The 15,739-nt window shown below is 73.8% G+C and carries 12 protein-coding genes and 1 pseudogene; 6 read left to right on the top strand and 7 right to left on the bottom strand.

Annotation, left to right across the window (positions count from 1 at the left end; all coding sequences use genetic code 11):
- Nucleotides 1-561 precede the first annotated feature (561 nt).
- A pseudogene (locus ACIQV3_RS30675) lies at nt 562-1,191 on the top strand (N-acetylmuramoyl-L-alanine amidase); the annotation flags it as partial.
- A 177-nt stretch (nt 1,192-1,368) separates the two neighbouring features.
- Nucleotides 1,369-1,806, top strand: a complete 438-nt coding sequence (locus ACIQV3_RS30670; RefSeq protein WP_403717839.1) for a glutaredoxin domain-containing protein — start codon at nt 1,369-1,371, stop codon at nt 1,804-1,806.
- A 7-nt stretch (nt 1,807-1,813) separates the two neighbouring features.
- Here the strand turns inward: ACIQV3_RS30670 and ACIQV3_RS30665 are convergent, their stop codons facing one another.
- The gene (locus ACIQV3_RS30665; RefSeq protein ID WP_403717837.1) at nt 1,814-3,496 is read right to left on the bottom strand and encodes a chloride channel protein; all 1,683 of its coding nucleotides are present in this window, start codon (nt 3,494-3,496) and stop codon (nt 1,814-1,816) included.
- A 373-nt stretch (nt 3,497-3,869) separates the two neighbouring features.
- Between ACIQV3_RS30665 and ACIQV3_RS30660 the strand changes: the two genes are divergently transcribed.
- Nucleotides 3,870-5,246, top strand: a complete 1,377-nt coding sequence (locus ACIQV3_RS30660; RefSeq protein WP_403717595.1) for a cytochrome P450 — start codon at nt 3,870-3,872, stop codon at nt 5,244-5,246.
- 55 nt (nt 5,247-5,301) lie between these two features.
- Here the strand turns inward: ACIQV3_RS30660 and ACIQV3_RS30655 are convergent, their stop codons facing one another.
- Nucleotides 5,302-7,764, bottom strand: a complete 2,463-nt coding sequence (locus ACIQV3_RS30655) for a YfhO family protein (RefSeq protein ID WP_403717592.1) — start codon at nt 7,762-7,764, stop codon at nt 5,302-5,304.
- Between the two features lie 370 nt (nt 7,765-8,134).
- Between ACIQV3_RS30655 and ACIQV3_RS30650 the strand changes: the two genes are divergently transcribed.
- Nucleotides 8,135-8,755 (top strand): L-threonylcarbamoyladenylate synthase, encoded by a 621-nt coding sequence (locus ACIQV3_RS30650; protein ID WP_327302518.1) that lies wholly within the window; start codon nt 8,135-8,137, stop codon nt 8,753-8,755.
- A gap of 160 nt (nt 8,756-8,915) precedes the next feature.
- Here ACIQV3_RS30650 and ACIQV3_RS30645 read toward each other — a convergent pair whose 3' ends face one another.
- The 4 genes from ACIQV3_RS30645 to ACIQV3_RS30630 all read right to left on the bottom strand — a co-directional run bounded on the left by ACIQV3_RS30645 (nt 8,916) and on the right by ACIQV3_RS30630 (nt 12,746).
- Nucleotides 8,916-9,179, bottom strand: coding sequence for a hypothetical protein (locus ACIQV3_RS30645; RefSeq protein WP_403717589.1), 264 nt, complete (start codon nt 9,177-9,179; stop codon nt 8,916-8,918).
- A 91-nt stretch (nt 9,180-9,270) separates the two neighbouring features.
- On the bottom strand, nt 9,271-10,164 hold the full coding sequence (locus ACIQV3_RS30640; RefSeq protein WP_403717587.1) for a hypothetical protein: 894 nt from the start codon (nt 10,162-10,164) through the stop codon (nt 9,271-9,273).
- 78 nt (nt 10,165-10,242) lie between these two features.
- Nucleotides 10,243-11,619 (bottom strand): uracil-xanthine permease family protein, encoded by a 1,377-nt coding sequence (locus ACIQV3_RS30635; RefSeq protein WP_403717585.1) that lies wholly within the window; start codon nt 11,617-11,619, stop codon nt 10,243-10,245.
- Nucleotides 11,616-12,746, bottom strand: a complete 1,131-nt coding sequence (locus tag ACIQV3_RS30630) for an aryl-sulfate sulfotransferase (protein WP_403717583.1) — start codon at nt 12,744-12,746, stop codon at nt 11,616-11,618. Before ACIQV3_RS30630 ends, ACIQV3_RS30635 begins: the two co-directional genes overlap by 4 nt.
- 178 nt (nt 12,747-12,924) lie before the next feature.
- Between ACIQV3_RS30630 and ACIQV3_RS30625 the strand changes: the two genes are divergently transcribed.
- On the top strand, nt 12,925-13,587 hold the full coding sequence (locus ACIQV3_RS30625; RefSeq protein WP_403717580.1) for a helix-turn-helix domain-containing protein: 663 nt from the start codon (nt 12,925-12,927) through the stop codon (nt 13,585-13,587).
- 62 nt (nt 13,588-13,649) lie between these two features.
- Here ACIQV3_RS30625 and ACIQV3_RS30620 read toward each other — a convergent pair whose 3' ends face one another.
- Nucleotides 13,650-14,819, bottom strand: coding sequence for an AI-2E family transporter (locus tag ACIQV3_RS30620; RefSeq protein WP_403717578.1), 1,170 nt, complete (start codon nt 14,817-14,819; stop codon nt 13,650-13,652).
- A gap of 275 nt (nt 14,820-15,094) precedes the next feature.
- Between ACIQV3_RS30620 and ACIQV3_RS30615 the strand changes: the two genes are divergently transcribed.
- Entirely contained in the window at nt 15,095-15,466 is a 372-nt protein-coding gene (locus tag ACIQV3_RS30615) for a hypothetical protein (protein ID WP_403717576.1), read from the top strand.
- Nucleotides 15,467-15,739: the final 273 nt, after the last annotated feature.

Here is a 15,739-nt window from a genome sequence, read left to right as displayed (position 1 = left end):
CGGGTTCGGGTTCGACAGGAACCGCGAGCCCGGGCTTGACCTCGGCCGACAGCGCAGACGCGGGCGCGGTCTCAGCGTCGGCCACGGACGCGGCCACGGACCCGGGCGCCGGCCCGGAAAGGGCCGCAGGCGCCTCAGCGGGCGACGCCGTCTTCGCGGGCGCCGCCCCCGGCGCCCCCGCGGTGCGCGGGTCCAGCGTCGGCGCGGGCTCCCGGCCCGGCCGGGGGGCGGGAGTCGGTGTCTGCGCATCGTGCGGTCCCGGCGTCCTCGCCTGGTGCTCGTCCCTCGTCGCGCCGGGCGTCTCGCCCTCCACCGGTACCGCCGTCATGCCGTACACCGCCTTGCTCGTGCCGTTCTGGATCAGCCGTCAGTCTCCGTGCCCCGTATGCGCAGGTGATGCGCACTGGATGACCAATTGGTCACAATCCGCCCGGCCGGGCCCGGGCCGGAGCCGGGACCCGTCATCGAACGATCATCAAGCGATCACGTCCTCATCATGAGCGCCCCGTTGAATCGCCGTTCCCCCCCACGGGAAGCACCACCCGGAACCGGACACCGCTCATGCACCCCAGCACCCCCCGCCCCCCACCCCCGCCCCCACCCCCCGCCTCCGTCGAGGCGGCGCCTGCCCGCCGGCGGCGGCGCCGGGTTCCTCACCGCGACCGCGGCTTCCCTGCTGGCCGCCCGGCCCGGCGGCGCCGGAAGCGCCGAGGACGACCGCGGCCGGGGGCGGGACCGCCCACCGCGTCGGTCACCGCTCCCCCCGCCTCCGGATGGATGCCGGGGGTGGCGAAGGTCCCGCTGGAGCGCAACTTCGTCCACGGCGGCCGCGACGCGCAGCGCGGGCTCGTGCTCCATGTCCATGAGGGCGAGGGCTCTTTGTACGAGCGGTTCAACACCCCCGGGATCAAGGCCTCCTCGCACTTCTGGGTCTCCCGGGACGGGGAGACGGAGCAGTACGTGTCCGTACTGGACCGGGCCTGGGCCCAGGTGGAGGGCAACGGGGGGTGGGCCTCGGCCGAGACCTCCGGTTTCGCCACCCGGCCGCTCACCGAGGCGCAGGTCGAGGCCGTGTCCCGCATCTACGCCTGGGGCGCCGGCGCGCACGGCCGGCCGCCGGCCGTCAGCGAACGCCCGGACCAGCCGGGTCTGGGCGTCCACGCCATGGGTGGCGCCGCGTGGGGAGGCCACGCATGCCCTGGGCGGGCTCCGGTCCGGCCAGCGCGCCGAGATCATCCGCCGGGTGCGCGAGCGCCTGCCGCCCGGTGGGGAGCGAGGCGCGTCCGTCGACGTGTCCCTCCGGTGAACCTCCCGGCCGGGGCGACCCGGTTCGAGGAGCGGTGCGACGCGTCGATAGCCTGCGGCACCATGACACGCGCCTGGAAGTTGCCCCTGCTGCTCCTGCTCTGCGGCTCTGCCTTCGCGGCGGGGTCGGTGTTCACGGGCGGCCCCGCCACCGCCGTCGTGCTCCTGCTGATGTTTCTGGTACTCGCGGGCGTGCACTCGCCCCTCGTCTTCCCGAGGCCGGTCACCCTGCTGGAGGCACGGCGCCGCAGCGCGGCCGACGGCCGGCCGGTCGTCCTGTGGCGGCCCGGATGCCAGTACTGCATACGGCTGCGCGCAAGGCTCGGCCGCAGCGCCCGCCGGCTGCACTGGGTCGACATCTGGCGCGACCCGGCCGGGGCCGCGGCGGCGAGGGAGGCCAACGACGGCAACGAGACCGTACCCACGGTCATCGTGGCCGGCCGGCCCCACACCAACCCCGATCCCGCATGGGTGCGCGCCCAGCTCTCCCCGCCCGTCTGATCCGGGGTCAGGGGACGGGCCGGGAGGGCGGGTACAGGGCCAGCAGGGCCGAGCGGTGGGAGACCCAGCCCAGGAGGCGGAGCCGTTCCTCGTCCAGGACCGGGAGTCCGTCGCCCTCGCCGGCGGCGAGCAGCGGCAGTGCCTCCTGGAGGGACTGGCCGGCGAGCAGGGCCGGCGGGTGGTCCCGTAGCGTTTCGACGGGCGTGTTCTCGGAGAGGCCTCCGTGCAGGGCACGGGAGAGCGCGGGCGCGCCGACCGAACCCGCGTAGTGGCCGTGCCGGTCGACGAGCGGGAGGCGGCCGGCGCCCGCCTCGATCATCGCGGTGATCGCCTCGCGCAGGCCGGTGCCGGGCGCGAGCGCGGGCGGTGGCGGTCCCATGGCGGTCCGGACCTCGACCGCGGCCGGGCCGGTCAGGTCCAGGTCGACTCCGCGGCGGCGGAGTTTGGCCGTGTAGACGGTGTCCCGGCTGAGCGCGTGGCTGACTCCGGTGGCGACGGCGACGGCGGCCATCAGCGGCAGGATGATGCCGTACTCGCCGGTCAGTTCGTAGATGATGACGACGGCGGTGATCGGCGCGCGGGCCGATCCGGCGAAGACCGCGCCCATCCCGATGACGGCGTAGGTGGTGGCCGAGCCGGTCACTCCGGGTGCGAGGCCGTCCATCGTCTGCCCGAAGGCGCTGCCGAGCATGGCACCGATGAAGAGGCTGGGTGCGAAGACTCCCCCCGAGCCGCCGATCCCGATGGTGACGCTGCACGCGATGATCTTGCCGACGAGCAGGACGAACAGGAATCCGATCGCGTACCCGCCCACCGCGGCCTTGCCGAGGACCGGATAACCGACCCCGTACATCTCCGGCAGGGCCAGCAGGATCGCCCCCAGTACGATGCCGCCGGCTGCCGGGCGGAGCCATTCCGGGCGGCCGTGCCAGACGGCGTCGCAGAGGTCTTCCACCCCGTAGAGCACCTTGCTGAAGAGCACGCCCACGGCCCCGGCCGCCGCGCCGAGCAGGACGTACAGGGCGTACGCGGCCAGGTGGCCGGCGCTCACCGGCACCAGGTCCAGGAACCGCTGGTCGCCCAGGGCCGCGCGTCCGATCACGCTGGCGGTGACCGAGGCGACGGCCACCAGGCCGAAGGCGCGGGCCGTGAAATCGCGCAGGATCAGTTCCATCGCGAAGAAGACGCCGGCCAGGGGCGCGTTGAAGGTGGCGGCGATGCCACCGGCCGCGCCGCAGGCGACCAGCAGCCGCATCCGTTCCTCGCGCACGCGCAGGAGGGCTCCGGCGGTGGAGCCGAGGGCGGCCCCGATCTGGACGATGGGGCCTTCGCGGCCCACGGAGCCGCCGCCGCCGATGCACAGCGCGGACGCGAGCGATTTCACCACCGCGACCCGGGGCGGGATCCGGCCACCCTGGCGGGCGACCGCGTACATCACCTCGGGCACCCCGTGGCCGCGCGCCTCCTTGGCGTAGCGGTAGACCAGCGGTCCGTAGAGCGCTCCCGCGACCACGGGCGCGAGCAGTACGAAGTACGGTCCGAGCCAGGGCACGTACGGGTTGTCGGCGTGGCCGGCGGCGGAGTAGTCGTCGTGGCCGGACAGCGCCTTGGTGAAGACCTCGATGAGCCAGCGGAAGCCCACCGCGCCCAGTCCCGCTCCGGCGCCCACGAGGACCGCGGGCAGCAGCATCGCGGCCTGGGTGCGGTTCAGCGCGTCCCGTGCCGCGTCCGCCGAGAACGAGAACGAGAACGGACCCATCGTCACTCCTCAGGAACCGATCCACTGCCGATCGCGCGCCCCGGCCCCTGACCACGATCCCCCGGACCCCCCATCCAACGGGCCGCCTCCCGCCCGGGCCCGGAGGCGGGCCGCAGGTACACCCGCCCGGCGTAGGGCCTGCCGCGGGGACCGGGAACGGACGGTGCGCGGTGCCTGGCCGAAGGCCGACCCCCGCCCGTTCCCGGTCCCGTACAGTCCGTGCTGCCGCGGGCCCGGAGCGGGCGGAACCCGGCGGAACGCAGCCGGCCGGCGAACGGCCGGACGGACGAACAGGGGAACACCGATGGCCATCGAAGCCGGTCCCGTGGGCCGCGTCAGTCCCCCGGTCCCCGAGCTGGACCCCGCCGTCGTGGCGCGGTGGAGCGCGGGAGGGGGCCAGCTGGTCGAGCTGCTGGCCGAGGTCCGCGGACGGCTCGGCGGGGTCGGCGCGTTCCGGCTCGGGGGTCGCGAGAACGGGCCGAGCGATCGGCCGACCGTGCTGGTCACCGGGCCGGCGGCGGTCCAGCACGTGCTGGCCCTGCATCCGCAGCGCTACGTCAAGCGCTCGCACCGCGCCCGGCTGCTGGTCGGCGAGGGCGTGCTCTCCGCGACCGGCGAGGCGTGGAAGCGGCAACGGCGGCTCCTGCAGTCACAGTTCACCGGGACCGGGATGCGCCGCTACGAGCAGCGGATCGCCGGGGCCGCGCGGACGGCCGCCGCGCGCTGGGCCGCGTACGCCCGTACCGGGGAGGTCTTCGACGTCGGCGAGGAGATGCGGCGCTTCGCCCTCGACACCATCTGGCGCTCCCTGACCGGCCATCCGCTGGACGCGGACACCGACCGCGAACTGGGATCCGTCGCGGCCGTGGTGGCGGCGCTGCCGACGCTGCCCGCCGATTCCGCCGACGCCGGGGAGGCGGTCGCCGCCGATCTGGCCAGGATCGACGCCGTCGCCCACCACGCCATCGCCGCCGCCCGCCGGGGCTCCGCGGGTCCCGACGGTCCGGGGCTGCTCCACCTGCTGGTGGAGGCGTCCGCCGAGCGGCCCGAGTACACCGACCGGCTGATCCGCGACGAGCTGGTCACGCTGCTGGTCGCCGGGCACGAGACCACGGCCACCACGCTGACCTGGCTGTACTTGCTCCTCGACCGCCACCCGGAGGCCCGCGCATGGGCCCTGGCGGCGGGCCCCGAGGGCTCTGCCGAGCGCCGCGAGGCGATCCAGGCCCTGGTCAGCGAGACATTGCGGCTGTACCCGTCCGCCTGGATCCTGCCCCGGCACGCCGTCGAGGACGACGTCCTGGCGGGCTTCGCCGTCGAGGCGGGAACGGACGTGGTCGTCTGCCCCTACCTCGCGCACCGCGACCCGGTGCTGTGGCCCGATCCCGAGCGTTTCGACCCGCTGCGCTTCACCGTTCCCGGCGGGCGGCCGTCCGTCCCGGGCGGATACGTGCCCTTCGGCATCGGCCCCCGCGCCTGCCTCGGGCTGCAGTTCGCGCTGCGCGAGTCGACGGCACTGCTGGAACACCTGCTGCCGGCACACGAGCCGGCCTTCCGGTCCGTCCCGGACAAGGCCGCCTACAGCATCACGGTGCGTCCGGACGGTCCGACGCCGGCCACCCTCACGGCCCGCCCGCTCACCGCTAGCCCGCTCACAAGTCCCCCGGACCCAGGGCGCTGAGGAAACCCGCCACCGTGACCGGCACGGTGGCGGGACGTGCCGGTCGGGACCGGGGTCAGCGCCGGCGGGCCCGCCACCGCGTGCCGGCCAGGACGCCCGCGATGAGCAGCAGGCCCGCCGCGGCGGCACCCAGGCCGGGCCGGAGTCCTTCGGGGGTGTACGAGCACGCCATCCGGTCGGCGCCGCCGGATCCCAGGGGGATGCCGAGCAGGCCCTGGTACGAGACCGGGGCGCGGGACGGGCCGCCGTCGACCGAGCAGGTCCAGCCGGGGGACGCCGTGGTGGCCAGCACCGCGGTGCCGGTCGAGCCCTTGGGGAGCCGGGCCTCGACGGTGTGCCCGCCGGCCGTGACCTCGGTGGCCCCGCCGGACTTCAGACGGGTCACGGTCGCGTCGAAGGCGGCCTGGTCGAGGCAGCCGAGCGCGTCGGGCGGCAGGACCTGGCCGTCCTTGGGGGTGCGCACGGAGAAGGTGAAGCGGCCGTCGGCCCCCGCCTTGCCCAGTTCCTTGAGCGGAGCGCTGACCGCGGGAGGCCTGGCGGAGAAGCTGTCGCGGCGGCCGGTGCCCTCGGCCCGGGCGGTCGCGTTCAGGTCGGGTGCGTAGACGAAGGCGCGTGCGCCGGGGGTGCACTTCCCGGTGAAGGTGGCCCAGCTCTCCGGGCCCTCGCCCGTGCCCTTGGTCAGGGGGAAGCCCTTCCCGGGCGCCGGGGCGGGCGCGGCCGGAGCTCCGACGCGGGTGAGCGGGGGCACGGTGTAGACCTTGGCGCCGAGGGCGGCCTGGCGCCGGGCCCAGACGGAGCCTTCGGGGGCCCCGTAGGCCTGGTCGCTGCCGGTGGCACGCAAGGTGACCAGCGGCGGGGCGGGCAGGGTGCGCACGGTGACGCGGTCCGCGCCGGCCGGTTCGAGGACGGTGCCGACGCCGAGCAGGGCCCGCAGGACCGGGTCGTTCGCGGGCCACAGGTGACGGCCGCCCATCCCCTGTCCGAGGCCGAGTCCGCGCAGCGCGGTCGCGGTCTCCACGCTGACGTAGCTGCTGTAGTAGGAGCCGCCCTGGCCGCCGACCAGCATCGCGTCGTTGTTGGTGACGAAGATCCCGGGTCCGGCGTCGGCGCGGGTGGCGGGCCAGTTCCGGTGTGCCTCCAGGGCCTCCTGTGCGCTCCGGCCGAGCTCGGTCATCGTCTGGGGGCGGCTGGGCCCGCGTCGGCGGGGGTCGTTGGCGACGGCGTTGCCGTAGACGGTGTACGTGGTGCCGGCGAAGACGGAGAAGGCCAGCAGCAGCATGACCCCGATGCGCAGGGGGCGGCGCAGCCCGCGCGCGTAGAAGAGGAGCAGGACGGCGGTGACGGCGCCGCCGATCAGGACGCCCTTGAGGGCGTGCCGGTTGACCGCCGGGAAGTCGTAGGTGGCCGCGACGAGCAGGGCCAGCAGGCCGGCGCCGCCGAGCAGGGCCCGGGGCCGGGGCATGTGGGCGAGGCAGATCCAGGCGGCCATCGCCAGCATGCCGCTGAACACGAAGGACTCGCGGAAGGGGGCGCCGTGCGGGAGGGCCCCGCCCTGCCAGAGCTTGGCGGTCGGGACGAAGACGAAGGAGAGCCCGGTCAGCGCGATGAGCGAGAGCCAGGCGAGGCGTTCACGGACGTGCACCTTCGACTGGAAGGGCAGGGTCAGGACGAGGAGGAGGACGAGCACCCCGGCGTAGACGTTCGGCGCCGGCGTCAGGGGGTGGGTCCCCGGTATGAGCATCGACAGGAAGGTCAGCGGGTCGGTCTTCACGCTGACCACGTACAGCTCGGTGGGCTGGGCCCGCTTGTTGGCGAGGGCGCACACCAGGATGGCGGGGGCGGCGAGGAGCAGTCCGGTGCCGGCCATGGTGGCGGCCCGCCACAGCGCCCGGCCGCGGGTGCGCCGGTCGGTGTCGGCGAGCAGGAGCCGCACGAGGAAGACGAGCGCGGTGGCCATGGTGGCCATGGCGGCGGTGTAGAAGTTGGCGTACCAGCACAGGGCGAACAGGAGGCTGCCGAGGACCCAGCGGCGACCGGTCAGACACCAGTCGGCGGCTATCCCCAGCATCGGTATCGCGACCAGGCCCCAGGTCCACATCGGGACGATGGTGCCCTCGGCGACTCCCCAGCCGCAGACGGCGTAGCCGACGGCGATCAGGGAGCGCAGCCAGGGCGAGCCGGGGCGCAGGCGCCCCAGGTACACGGTCATCAGCGCGGCGGCGAGGCCGATGCTGCAGAGGCTGACGAGGTAGGCGGAGAGTTCCGCGTGCTCCCGGGGCAGAAGGCCGGCCAGCAGGGAGAACGGATTGCCGAGATAGGTGAAGAAGTCGCCGAGGAATCCGACCCCGTACCCGCTCTGCCAGTTGAAGAGGAGGTCGCCCTGGGCCTTGCCGTGCAGGAGGTCCCAGAGGTGGGTGTGGAACGGGACGTACTGGTGGCGCAGGTCGTTGGTGGCGCGCGGGATCTCACCGAAGGGGTACACGCCGCGCGCTGCCAGGCCGGCGCTGTAGGCCCCCATGGATATGAGTGCGGCGACGAGAGCGGAGAGGAATGCGATATTCCGCTTCACCCCGCCGACCTGGACCTCAACCTCTCTGCGACGTCCCGTCGAGAGGGGTTTTCCAGCGGGCGGCAGCGAAGTGGCGGTCATATGTGGCAAACCCTCGTGCGTGATTTATCGGCCACAGTCAGGCCGCCGATCCACGCACCCTATGTACACCGCCGAAAAATTCATGCATCCGATGCGGCAAATATGATCGCAATCACGGGAAGGTACGGTCCAAGCAGCATAAAAAGTGGACAATTAGCCACATTGCACTCACCCCGTCTTGTGGGAGCTCCCGGCCCGGACAGGATGCCGGAACCACCTGATCCCGTAGGCTCGGCGGATGGCAAAGTACTTCGACGTACACCCCGAAAACCCCCAGCCCCGCGCCATCGGCAGCATCGCCGACGGCATCCGCGCGGGTGGGCTCGTCGCCTACCCGACGGACTCCTGCTACGCGCTGGGCGCCCAGCTGGGCAACCGTGACGGGGTGGACCGGATCCGGTCCATCCGGCAGCTCGACGACCGCCACCACTTCACCCTGGTGTGCGAGAACTTCGCGCAGCTCGGCCAGTTCGTCATCATCGACAACGACGTCTTCCGCGCGATCAAGGCGTCCACCCCCGGCAGCTACACCTTCATCCTCCCGGCGACGAAGGAAGTACCGCGCCAGCTCCAGCACCCGAAGAAGAAGACGGTCGGCGTGCGCATCCCCGACCACGTCGTGGTCCAGGCGCTGCTGGCCGAGCTCGGCGAGCCGATGCTGTCGAGCACGCTGCTCCTGCCCGACGAGGCGGAGCCGATGACGCAGGGCTGGGAGATCAAGGACCGCCTCGACCACGTCGTCGACATGGTGGTCGACTCGGGCGAGTGCGGGACGCTGCCGACGACGGTCATCGACTTCTCCAGCGGCGAGGCCGAGATCGTCCGGCGGGGCGCGGGGGACACCACCCGCTTCGAGTGACGGCGCTGCGAGGGACGGCTCTGCGAGGGACGGCTCTGCGAGGGACGGCGCACGCCCGGCGGGCAGGCCGGGCCTGCCCGCCGGTACGGCTCCATGGGGACGGCGTGCGCCGGGACCGTGCGTCAGGTCCGCGGTCGGGCCCGCACGTCAGAACCGCGTGTCAGGACTGCCTGCCGGTGGGCGGGTACAGGACGGGCTTGAGGCCGTAGTCGAGCTCGGAGCCGTCCACGAGGAGCGCTTCCACCGTTCGGGTGACCGGATCGATGTCCGCCACCATCCCGTCCCCCGCGTAGCGGGGGTAGCCGGAGGCGCCGTTCTGGCCGGTCCGTGCGACGACGGCCGAGCGGACGGCGTCATCGGCCGACCCCTCCACCACGTGTTCGGGCACCAGCAGGATCTCGAAGCTCTGCGGTTCGGTACTCATCCCCCGACGCTAACCGGGTCCCGCGGATCACGCCGTGCGACGCCGCCGTCGATGAGCTGCCCGACCTGGCCGACCTGGCCCGGGGGCTCGTCTACGAGCGCCGCCCGCCGTCCCCCGGCGCCGCGGCCGGCTCGTCGGAGGCTGCCGAGGGGTGGCGCAGCAGACCGCGCGCCCACCGTTCGTTCAGGCCCGCGAGGAAGCCGATGGCTCCCCAGAAGAACCAGGTCCTGACCAGGGCCCCGTGCCCGTCGGCGGAGAGCGGGCCGGGCCCGCACAGTTCGGCGGGGGTGGCCGGCGGGGTGAGGAGGGTGAGGATCCCGCCGGCGACGAGGAGGTAGACCGCGGTGGCCAGGAACCAGCCGACCACCACCCGGTACCAGCCCTCCTGGCGCAGCGCCCGGGACAGCTGGACCGGATCGGCGGCCGGGCCGCCGGCCCCGCCGGGGCTGTCGCGGATGAGCTGCCGGGGATCGCGCAGCCGCACGATGACGCTGAAGACCGCGCCCATCGCGCCGCCGGCGAAGCACACCAGGGCTCCCGCGAGGGCGAGCCGCTCCTGGCAGCCGAGGCCCACGCCGAAGAGCCCGGGCACCCACTCCCCCAGCGCGAAGACCACGAGCAGGATCACAGGGCTGATCACGATCCCGCAGGTCAGTCCGGTGTTCAGGCCGCGCGCCCCGGCGGTGGCCGTATCGGCCTCCAGCCGCGTCCCGGCCAGCGCGACGGCCGTCTCCAGCCGGGCCACGTCCGCCCCCTGGGCCACGGCGCGCAGGGCCCGGAGCAGCTCGTCCGTGACGGCGACGCGCGTGCGCCGCTCGAAGGCCCGCTGTGCGGCCGTGTGCAGGCCGTCGAGGCGGAGCATCAGCTCCGGTTCGGCACACCACAGTTCCCGCAGCCGCTCCGGATCGATGCCGGGCACTTCTTCCAGTGCCCGTATCTCCCCGTCGGCCGCGCCGTCGAACCACTCGCGCGCATCGCGCAGCATCGGCTTCCCCTCTTCGCACAGCAGTTGTACCCGCCTTCGCCGCGCGAGGATAGCCGCAGGCCCGGCGGAGCACCGCCGTCAGTCCGCGGGACCGGCCTTGCGGGGGGTCGCGCCGCTCCCGAACGCGCGGAAGAGGGCGTGGAGCAGGACCGCGGTGAGCGTGCCCGTCACCACCCCGCTGCCGAGGACCGTCCGGGCCCAGGTGGGGAACCCCTGATAGAGGTCGGGGGCCACCACCGGAAGCAGTCCGGCCGTGAGGGCCAGCGCGATCACGGTGGAACCCCGGCCGGCGCCGGGCGCCGTCCGCCCGAGCATGTCGACGCCCATCACCGCGATGATCCCGTAGATCACCAGGGCGGAACCGCCCACGACGGGCGCGGGGACGGCGGCGAGCAGCCGGGAGACGGGTGCCAGCAGACCGACGGCGATGAGGAGCACTCCGGCGCCGGCGGTCACGAAGCGGCTGCGGACCCCGGTGAGGCGCCCGATGCCGATGTTCTCGGCGCTCGTGACCATCAGCGAGGTGCCGAACAGCCCGCCGAACACGGAGATCAGGGCGTCGGCCCGGGCCACCCGGGGCACATCGCGTCCCGGGTCGCTCGGGCGGCCCACGGTCTCACTGTTCAGGACGGTCTGCCCGGTGATCTCCGCGAGGGTGGTCAGGCTGAAGACGAGCAGGGGCAGTGCGGCGAGCACGTCGAAGTGCGGTGCGCCGTACGGGAGGAGGTGCGGCAGGGTCAGTCCCCCGCCGGCTCCGCCCACGGGCGCGAAGTGGCCGAGGCCGGTCGTGAGCGCGATGAGGGTGCCCGCGCCCATGCCGAGGAGCACGGCGGTCTGCCGCCAGATCCCGCGCAGCGCCATGAGGAACAGCACGGTGCAGCCGATGGTGGCGCCGGTCAGGACGACGGCCGAGGGCGCGGCGTATCCGGGGCTCCCGGGGCGTCCGGTGACCAGCTGGGCGGCGACCCGGATCATGGCGATCCCGATGAGCAGCACGGTGACGCCCATGACCAGGGGCGGGAAGAGCCGTACGACCTTGGCGTAGAAGGGGAGCACGGCGAAGAGCAGCGCGGCGGCGAGGAGCACCGAGCCGGTCGCGGTCGCGGGGCCGTGGTCCTTGGCTATCTGGAGGAAGAGGGCGGTGGCCGCCCCGCCGGGGAGCATGACGAACGGCAGCCGGGCGCCGAACCGCCAGATCCCGAGGGACTGCAGCAGGGTGCCGGCTCCGCAGAGCACGAGGGTGGCGCTGAGCAGGGAGGCGGTGTGCGCGGCGCTGAGGCCGAGGGCCTGGCCGGTCAGGAAGGTGGTGGAGACGGGCGCGGCCACCATGGCCAGTACGTGCTGCGCGGACAGTGGTGCCAGCCGGCGCAGCGGCAGCCGCTCGTCGACGGGACTCACGCCGTTCACGGGGCTCACCGGCGCCTCCGGCTCGGGCAGCGCGCGGGCGGCGCTCATCGGGCGGCCCCTCTGTTCAGCCAGGGCAGCTCTTCCGCGGTGTACCGGTAGGCGCGGAAGACCGCGTTGGGTTCGGAGGGGAACAGGCCGCGGACCTCGGACTCCTGGTAGGCGCCGAAGTGGGGGACGACGTACTCCCAGCAGAGGTAGCCCTCGGGGGTCACCTCGAAGAGGCGGCCGGACGGGGAGTCGGTGACGAGGGTGTTGCCGCCGGCGAGGCGCTGGGCGCTGCCCATGAACGGGGCGAAGAAGGCCTCGCGGGCGGGGTCGTGGTACTCCCAGACGACCTTGCCCGAGGAGCGGTCGATCTCGATGACGCGGGAGTAGGGGACGTCCGATCCGGGCCGGAAGACGCCGTTGTCGAACACCAGCACCCGGCCGTCGGCGAGTTCGGTGGGGGCGTGCTGCTGCGAGACGACTCCGGGCTCGGTGCGCCAGAGGATCTCGCCGGTCTCCCGGCTGATGACGACCACGGCGGAGACGCTGCGCAGGCTGGCGAGGACGTTCCCGTCGGCGAGCGGTACGACGCTGTTGATGAGCGGCCAGTGCTCGCGCGCGTAGTCGGGGTGCAGGGCGTACTCGGCCCGGTCGAGGTGTTCGGCCGCGCTCCACGACCAGCGTACGGAGCCGTCGGCGTCGACCTCGGTGATGGTGTCGGCCCACACCGTGCCGTCGGCCGCCTCGGAGCCGGGCACTCCGCCGAGCACGCCCGCCGCGTCCGCGCCCCGCAGGGGTTCGAGCGCGGTGTAGAGCACGCGGCCGCCGCCGAGGTGGTGGGCGTCGTGGTGCTGGAGCGGATCGCGGTGTTCGCGCAGGACGGTGCCGTCCGGGGCGGCTTCGAGCATCACGCCGCCGCGGTACTTGTGCCACATCGGGAAGAGCGCCTCCTCGCCGGGGAGCACGCCGCTGTAGGCCAGGTTCCCGTTGGCGAGGATCCGGGCGTGCCGGCCGGGGCGGTAGGGCAGCCGCCACTCGTGGACCACTTCGCCGTGGATGTCGATCAGGTACACCTCGCCGGTGCCGGTGAGCGGGGCGTAGAGGGTGTACCCGCCTTCCGAGGCGGCGGGGTCGAGGGCGATGAGACCGGTGCCGCGGCGGCGGCGGAAGTTCTGGTCGACCGGGGGCATGCGGTTGTCCTCCTGCGGAGCGTGAAACTTTGTTAGATGAGAGCAATCTCCTTTGAAGTTAGCGGCGCATTGTTGCGGCACTGTGAAGGGAGTGCGAAGCCCGCGGCGAGGTGCGGGAAGATGATCGTCAGAGGCGCGGCACGACGAGCGGGGAGCGGGGTGCGGGGTGGACGGCCAGGTGGAAGACGAGACGTCCGGGCGGCGGATCGGTGCGGGCATCCGCAGACGGCGCAGGGCTCTGGACCTCACCCTCGCCGAAGTGGCCGCGCGCAGCGGGCTGTCCTCGCCCTTCCTCAGCCAGATCGAGAACGACCGGGCCCGCCCCAGCATGCGTTCGCTCCAGCGGGTGGCCGACGCCCTGGCCACCACGGCCGTGCAGCTGCTGGCCGCCGGGGAGACCCCGCGCCGGGTGGACATCGTGCGGGCCGACGCCGATCCCGGACTCGAATCCGGGATCGGTTCCGGGATCGGTTCCGGGGTCGGTTCCGTGCTCGAATCCGGTGTCGAATCCGGGCAGGGTCTCGGGGTCGGTGCCGGGACGGATGCGACGGCCCGCGTCCGTCCCCTCGTACGCGGCCAGCACCAGATGCACGCCCTGGAGTTCACCGGGGACCACGATGCCGAGCGCGCCTTCCGGCACCGCAACGACGAGCTGATGTACGTGGCCGACGGCGCCGCCGAGGTCGAGGCCGACGGGCGGACCCACCGCCTGGGCCGCGGCGACACGCTGTACCTCACCGGCGGGGTGGAGCACCGCTGGCGGGCCGTGGAGGCGGGCACCCGGGTGCTGCTCGTCGCCGTCGCCGATCACGTCGAGGCCGTCGTGGACCCTCTCGGCTGACGCGGGACCGGGACCCGTCGGCTCCCGAGGGCTGACCTCCGGGAGCCGACGGCTCCCGGAGGTCAGCCCTCGGCGCGGGCCTTGCGCAGGGACCGGTGCACGGACCAGGCCACCGAGACCAGGGGCACCGCCACCACGGCCCCCACGATCCCGGCGGCGATGGCTCCCGCGACCACCGACAGGGCCACCACCAGCGGGTGCAGGCGCACCGCCCAGCTCATCACCAGGGGATGCAGCAGGTGCCCTTCGATCTGGCCGATGACCACGATGAGCGCGACCACCAGGGCTGCCACGAGCGGCCCCTTGGTGGCGAGGGCGACGACGGCGGCCACGCCGAGGGCCACCGGGGAGCCGATGAGCGGGACGAAGGCTGCGACGAACTCCAGCAGGGCGAGCGGGACGGCCAGCGGGACGCCCAGGAGGTAGAGCGCGATGCCCACCAGGACGGCGTTGGTCGCGGCCACGAGCACGATGCCGTGGGTGTAGCCGGTGAAGGTCCGCCACGCCGCGCGTCCGGCGACGGCCACCCGGTCCCGTACGCCCACCGGCAGTTGTCCGCAGAACCAGCTCCAGTGCCGGTCGCCCGAGTGGATGAAGAAGACGGAGCAGAACAGCGCCAGGGCCACCACGGTGAACACCGCCACGACCCGGCCCGCACCGCTGAGCGCCGTGCTCAGCAGGGTGGAGCGGTGGCTGGAGAGGTAGTCGCCGATCTTCGACTGGACATCGCTCAGGGCGTGCGCGTCGAGCCGCAGCGGCGCACCCTGGAGCCAGCTCTGGATGCGGTCCAGCCCGACCTTGAACTCGCGCACCAGCGTCGGCCATTCCCCCGCGACGGCCTCGCCGACCAGCGCGAGGGCGCCGAGCACCAGGACCAGACTGCCGATCAGGGAGCAGGCCACGGCGAGTCCGCGGGGCATCACCCGGGCCAGCAGCCCGGCCGGCGGGCGCAGCATGGCCGCCGCGACCAGGCCGAGGAAGAGGGCCAGGGCGATCTCGTGGAACCGTCCCAGGACGGCGAAGACCGCGTACGCCGCCGCGCCGACGACCAGCAGCCGCCAGGCGTAGCCGGCCGCGGTTCGCAGGGCCGGGGCGACCGGGACCGCCGCCCGTGCGACGGCCGGGGATCCCGTGCGCCCCGGGGTACGGGACCGGCCGGGCCGGCCTCCACCCAGGGGCCGGCCGCCGGGCGGCAGCCGGCGGGCGGGCCGCGTCACGAGTCGCCTGGTCATGTGCGGCCGCACCTCCGGGGTGTGTTGGTCCCCTCGGGCTATCACCCGGGTGGCGGCGGCCCGGTGCGCCGCGCAGCGCGTTCGCCCGAAGGCCTGATCCGCACTGGGCCGAAGGAGCGGGCACGGCCGTTGCCCCTCCTTCGGCGAGTGCGCTGGTCACAGGGGGTTTCCCGGGCCGGACCGGCGACGGGCGACGGGAAACCCGTCGACCCCGGACCCCGCCGGGGACAGGCTCTTGGTGTCAGCACGGAGCAAGACCCGAGGGGACATCCACCATGCGCAAGATGATCCGCGGCGCCGCCGCGTTCGCCACCGCCGCGGCCGCCGTCGTCGCCCTGAGCGGAGCCGCCGGAGCCTCCGGCGCCCAGCCGGCCGACACGTGGGCCGGGTGCCCGGACGGGGCGGTCTGCATCTACCCGCAGAACCAGAACCCGGCCGTCAGCCCGAGCCACGTCTTCTACAGCTACGGAGCGCACAACCTCAGCAACCAGTTCGGCAACCACTGGGTCCTCAACAACCAGTACGGCGGGGCCACCGCACGTCTGTGCAAGGGCTCGGGCGGGGTCAACTGCGGCAACGCCATCGCCCAGGGCACCGGGGTCTACGCCGATCTCGGCCCGATCAACTCGATCACCCTCAACCGCTAGGGCCTGGCGTCACACTCGCGCCGTCACCCGACGGACAGCCGCGCGGCGAGAGCGCGTGCCGGGCGTCGCACGGCAGGCGGGAGTTTGGCTACAGGCCCTGGGCGAACGGGTGGGTCCGCCCGTTCGCTCCTCGCAAGGACGTTCCGGAGACCGGCCCGCGGCCGGGCTCCGGAACGCCGCCGTTTCACGCCACACCGCACGCTTGGCCGGTCGGCCGTCCGACCCCCGCGCTAGCCTGGGCACCTGCCTCTCACAGCCTGGGCGCACATTGCC

Origin of the sequence: Streptomyces sp. NPDC099050, from assembly GCF_044759865.1 — a bacterium.
Classification (GTDB): Bacteria; Actinomycetota; Actinomycetes; order Streptomycetales; family Streptomycetaceae; genus Streptomyces.
Note: the sequence above shows the minus strand (reverse complement) of the source record. Positions and strands in the feature narration are given on the sequence as shown.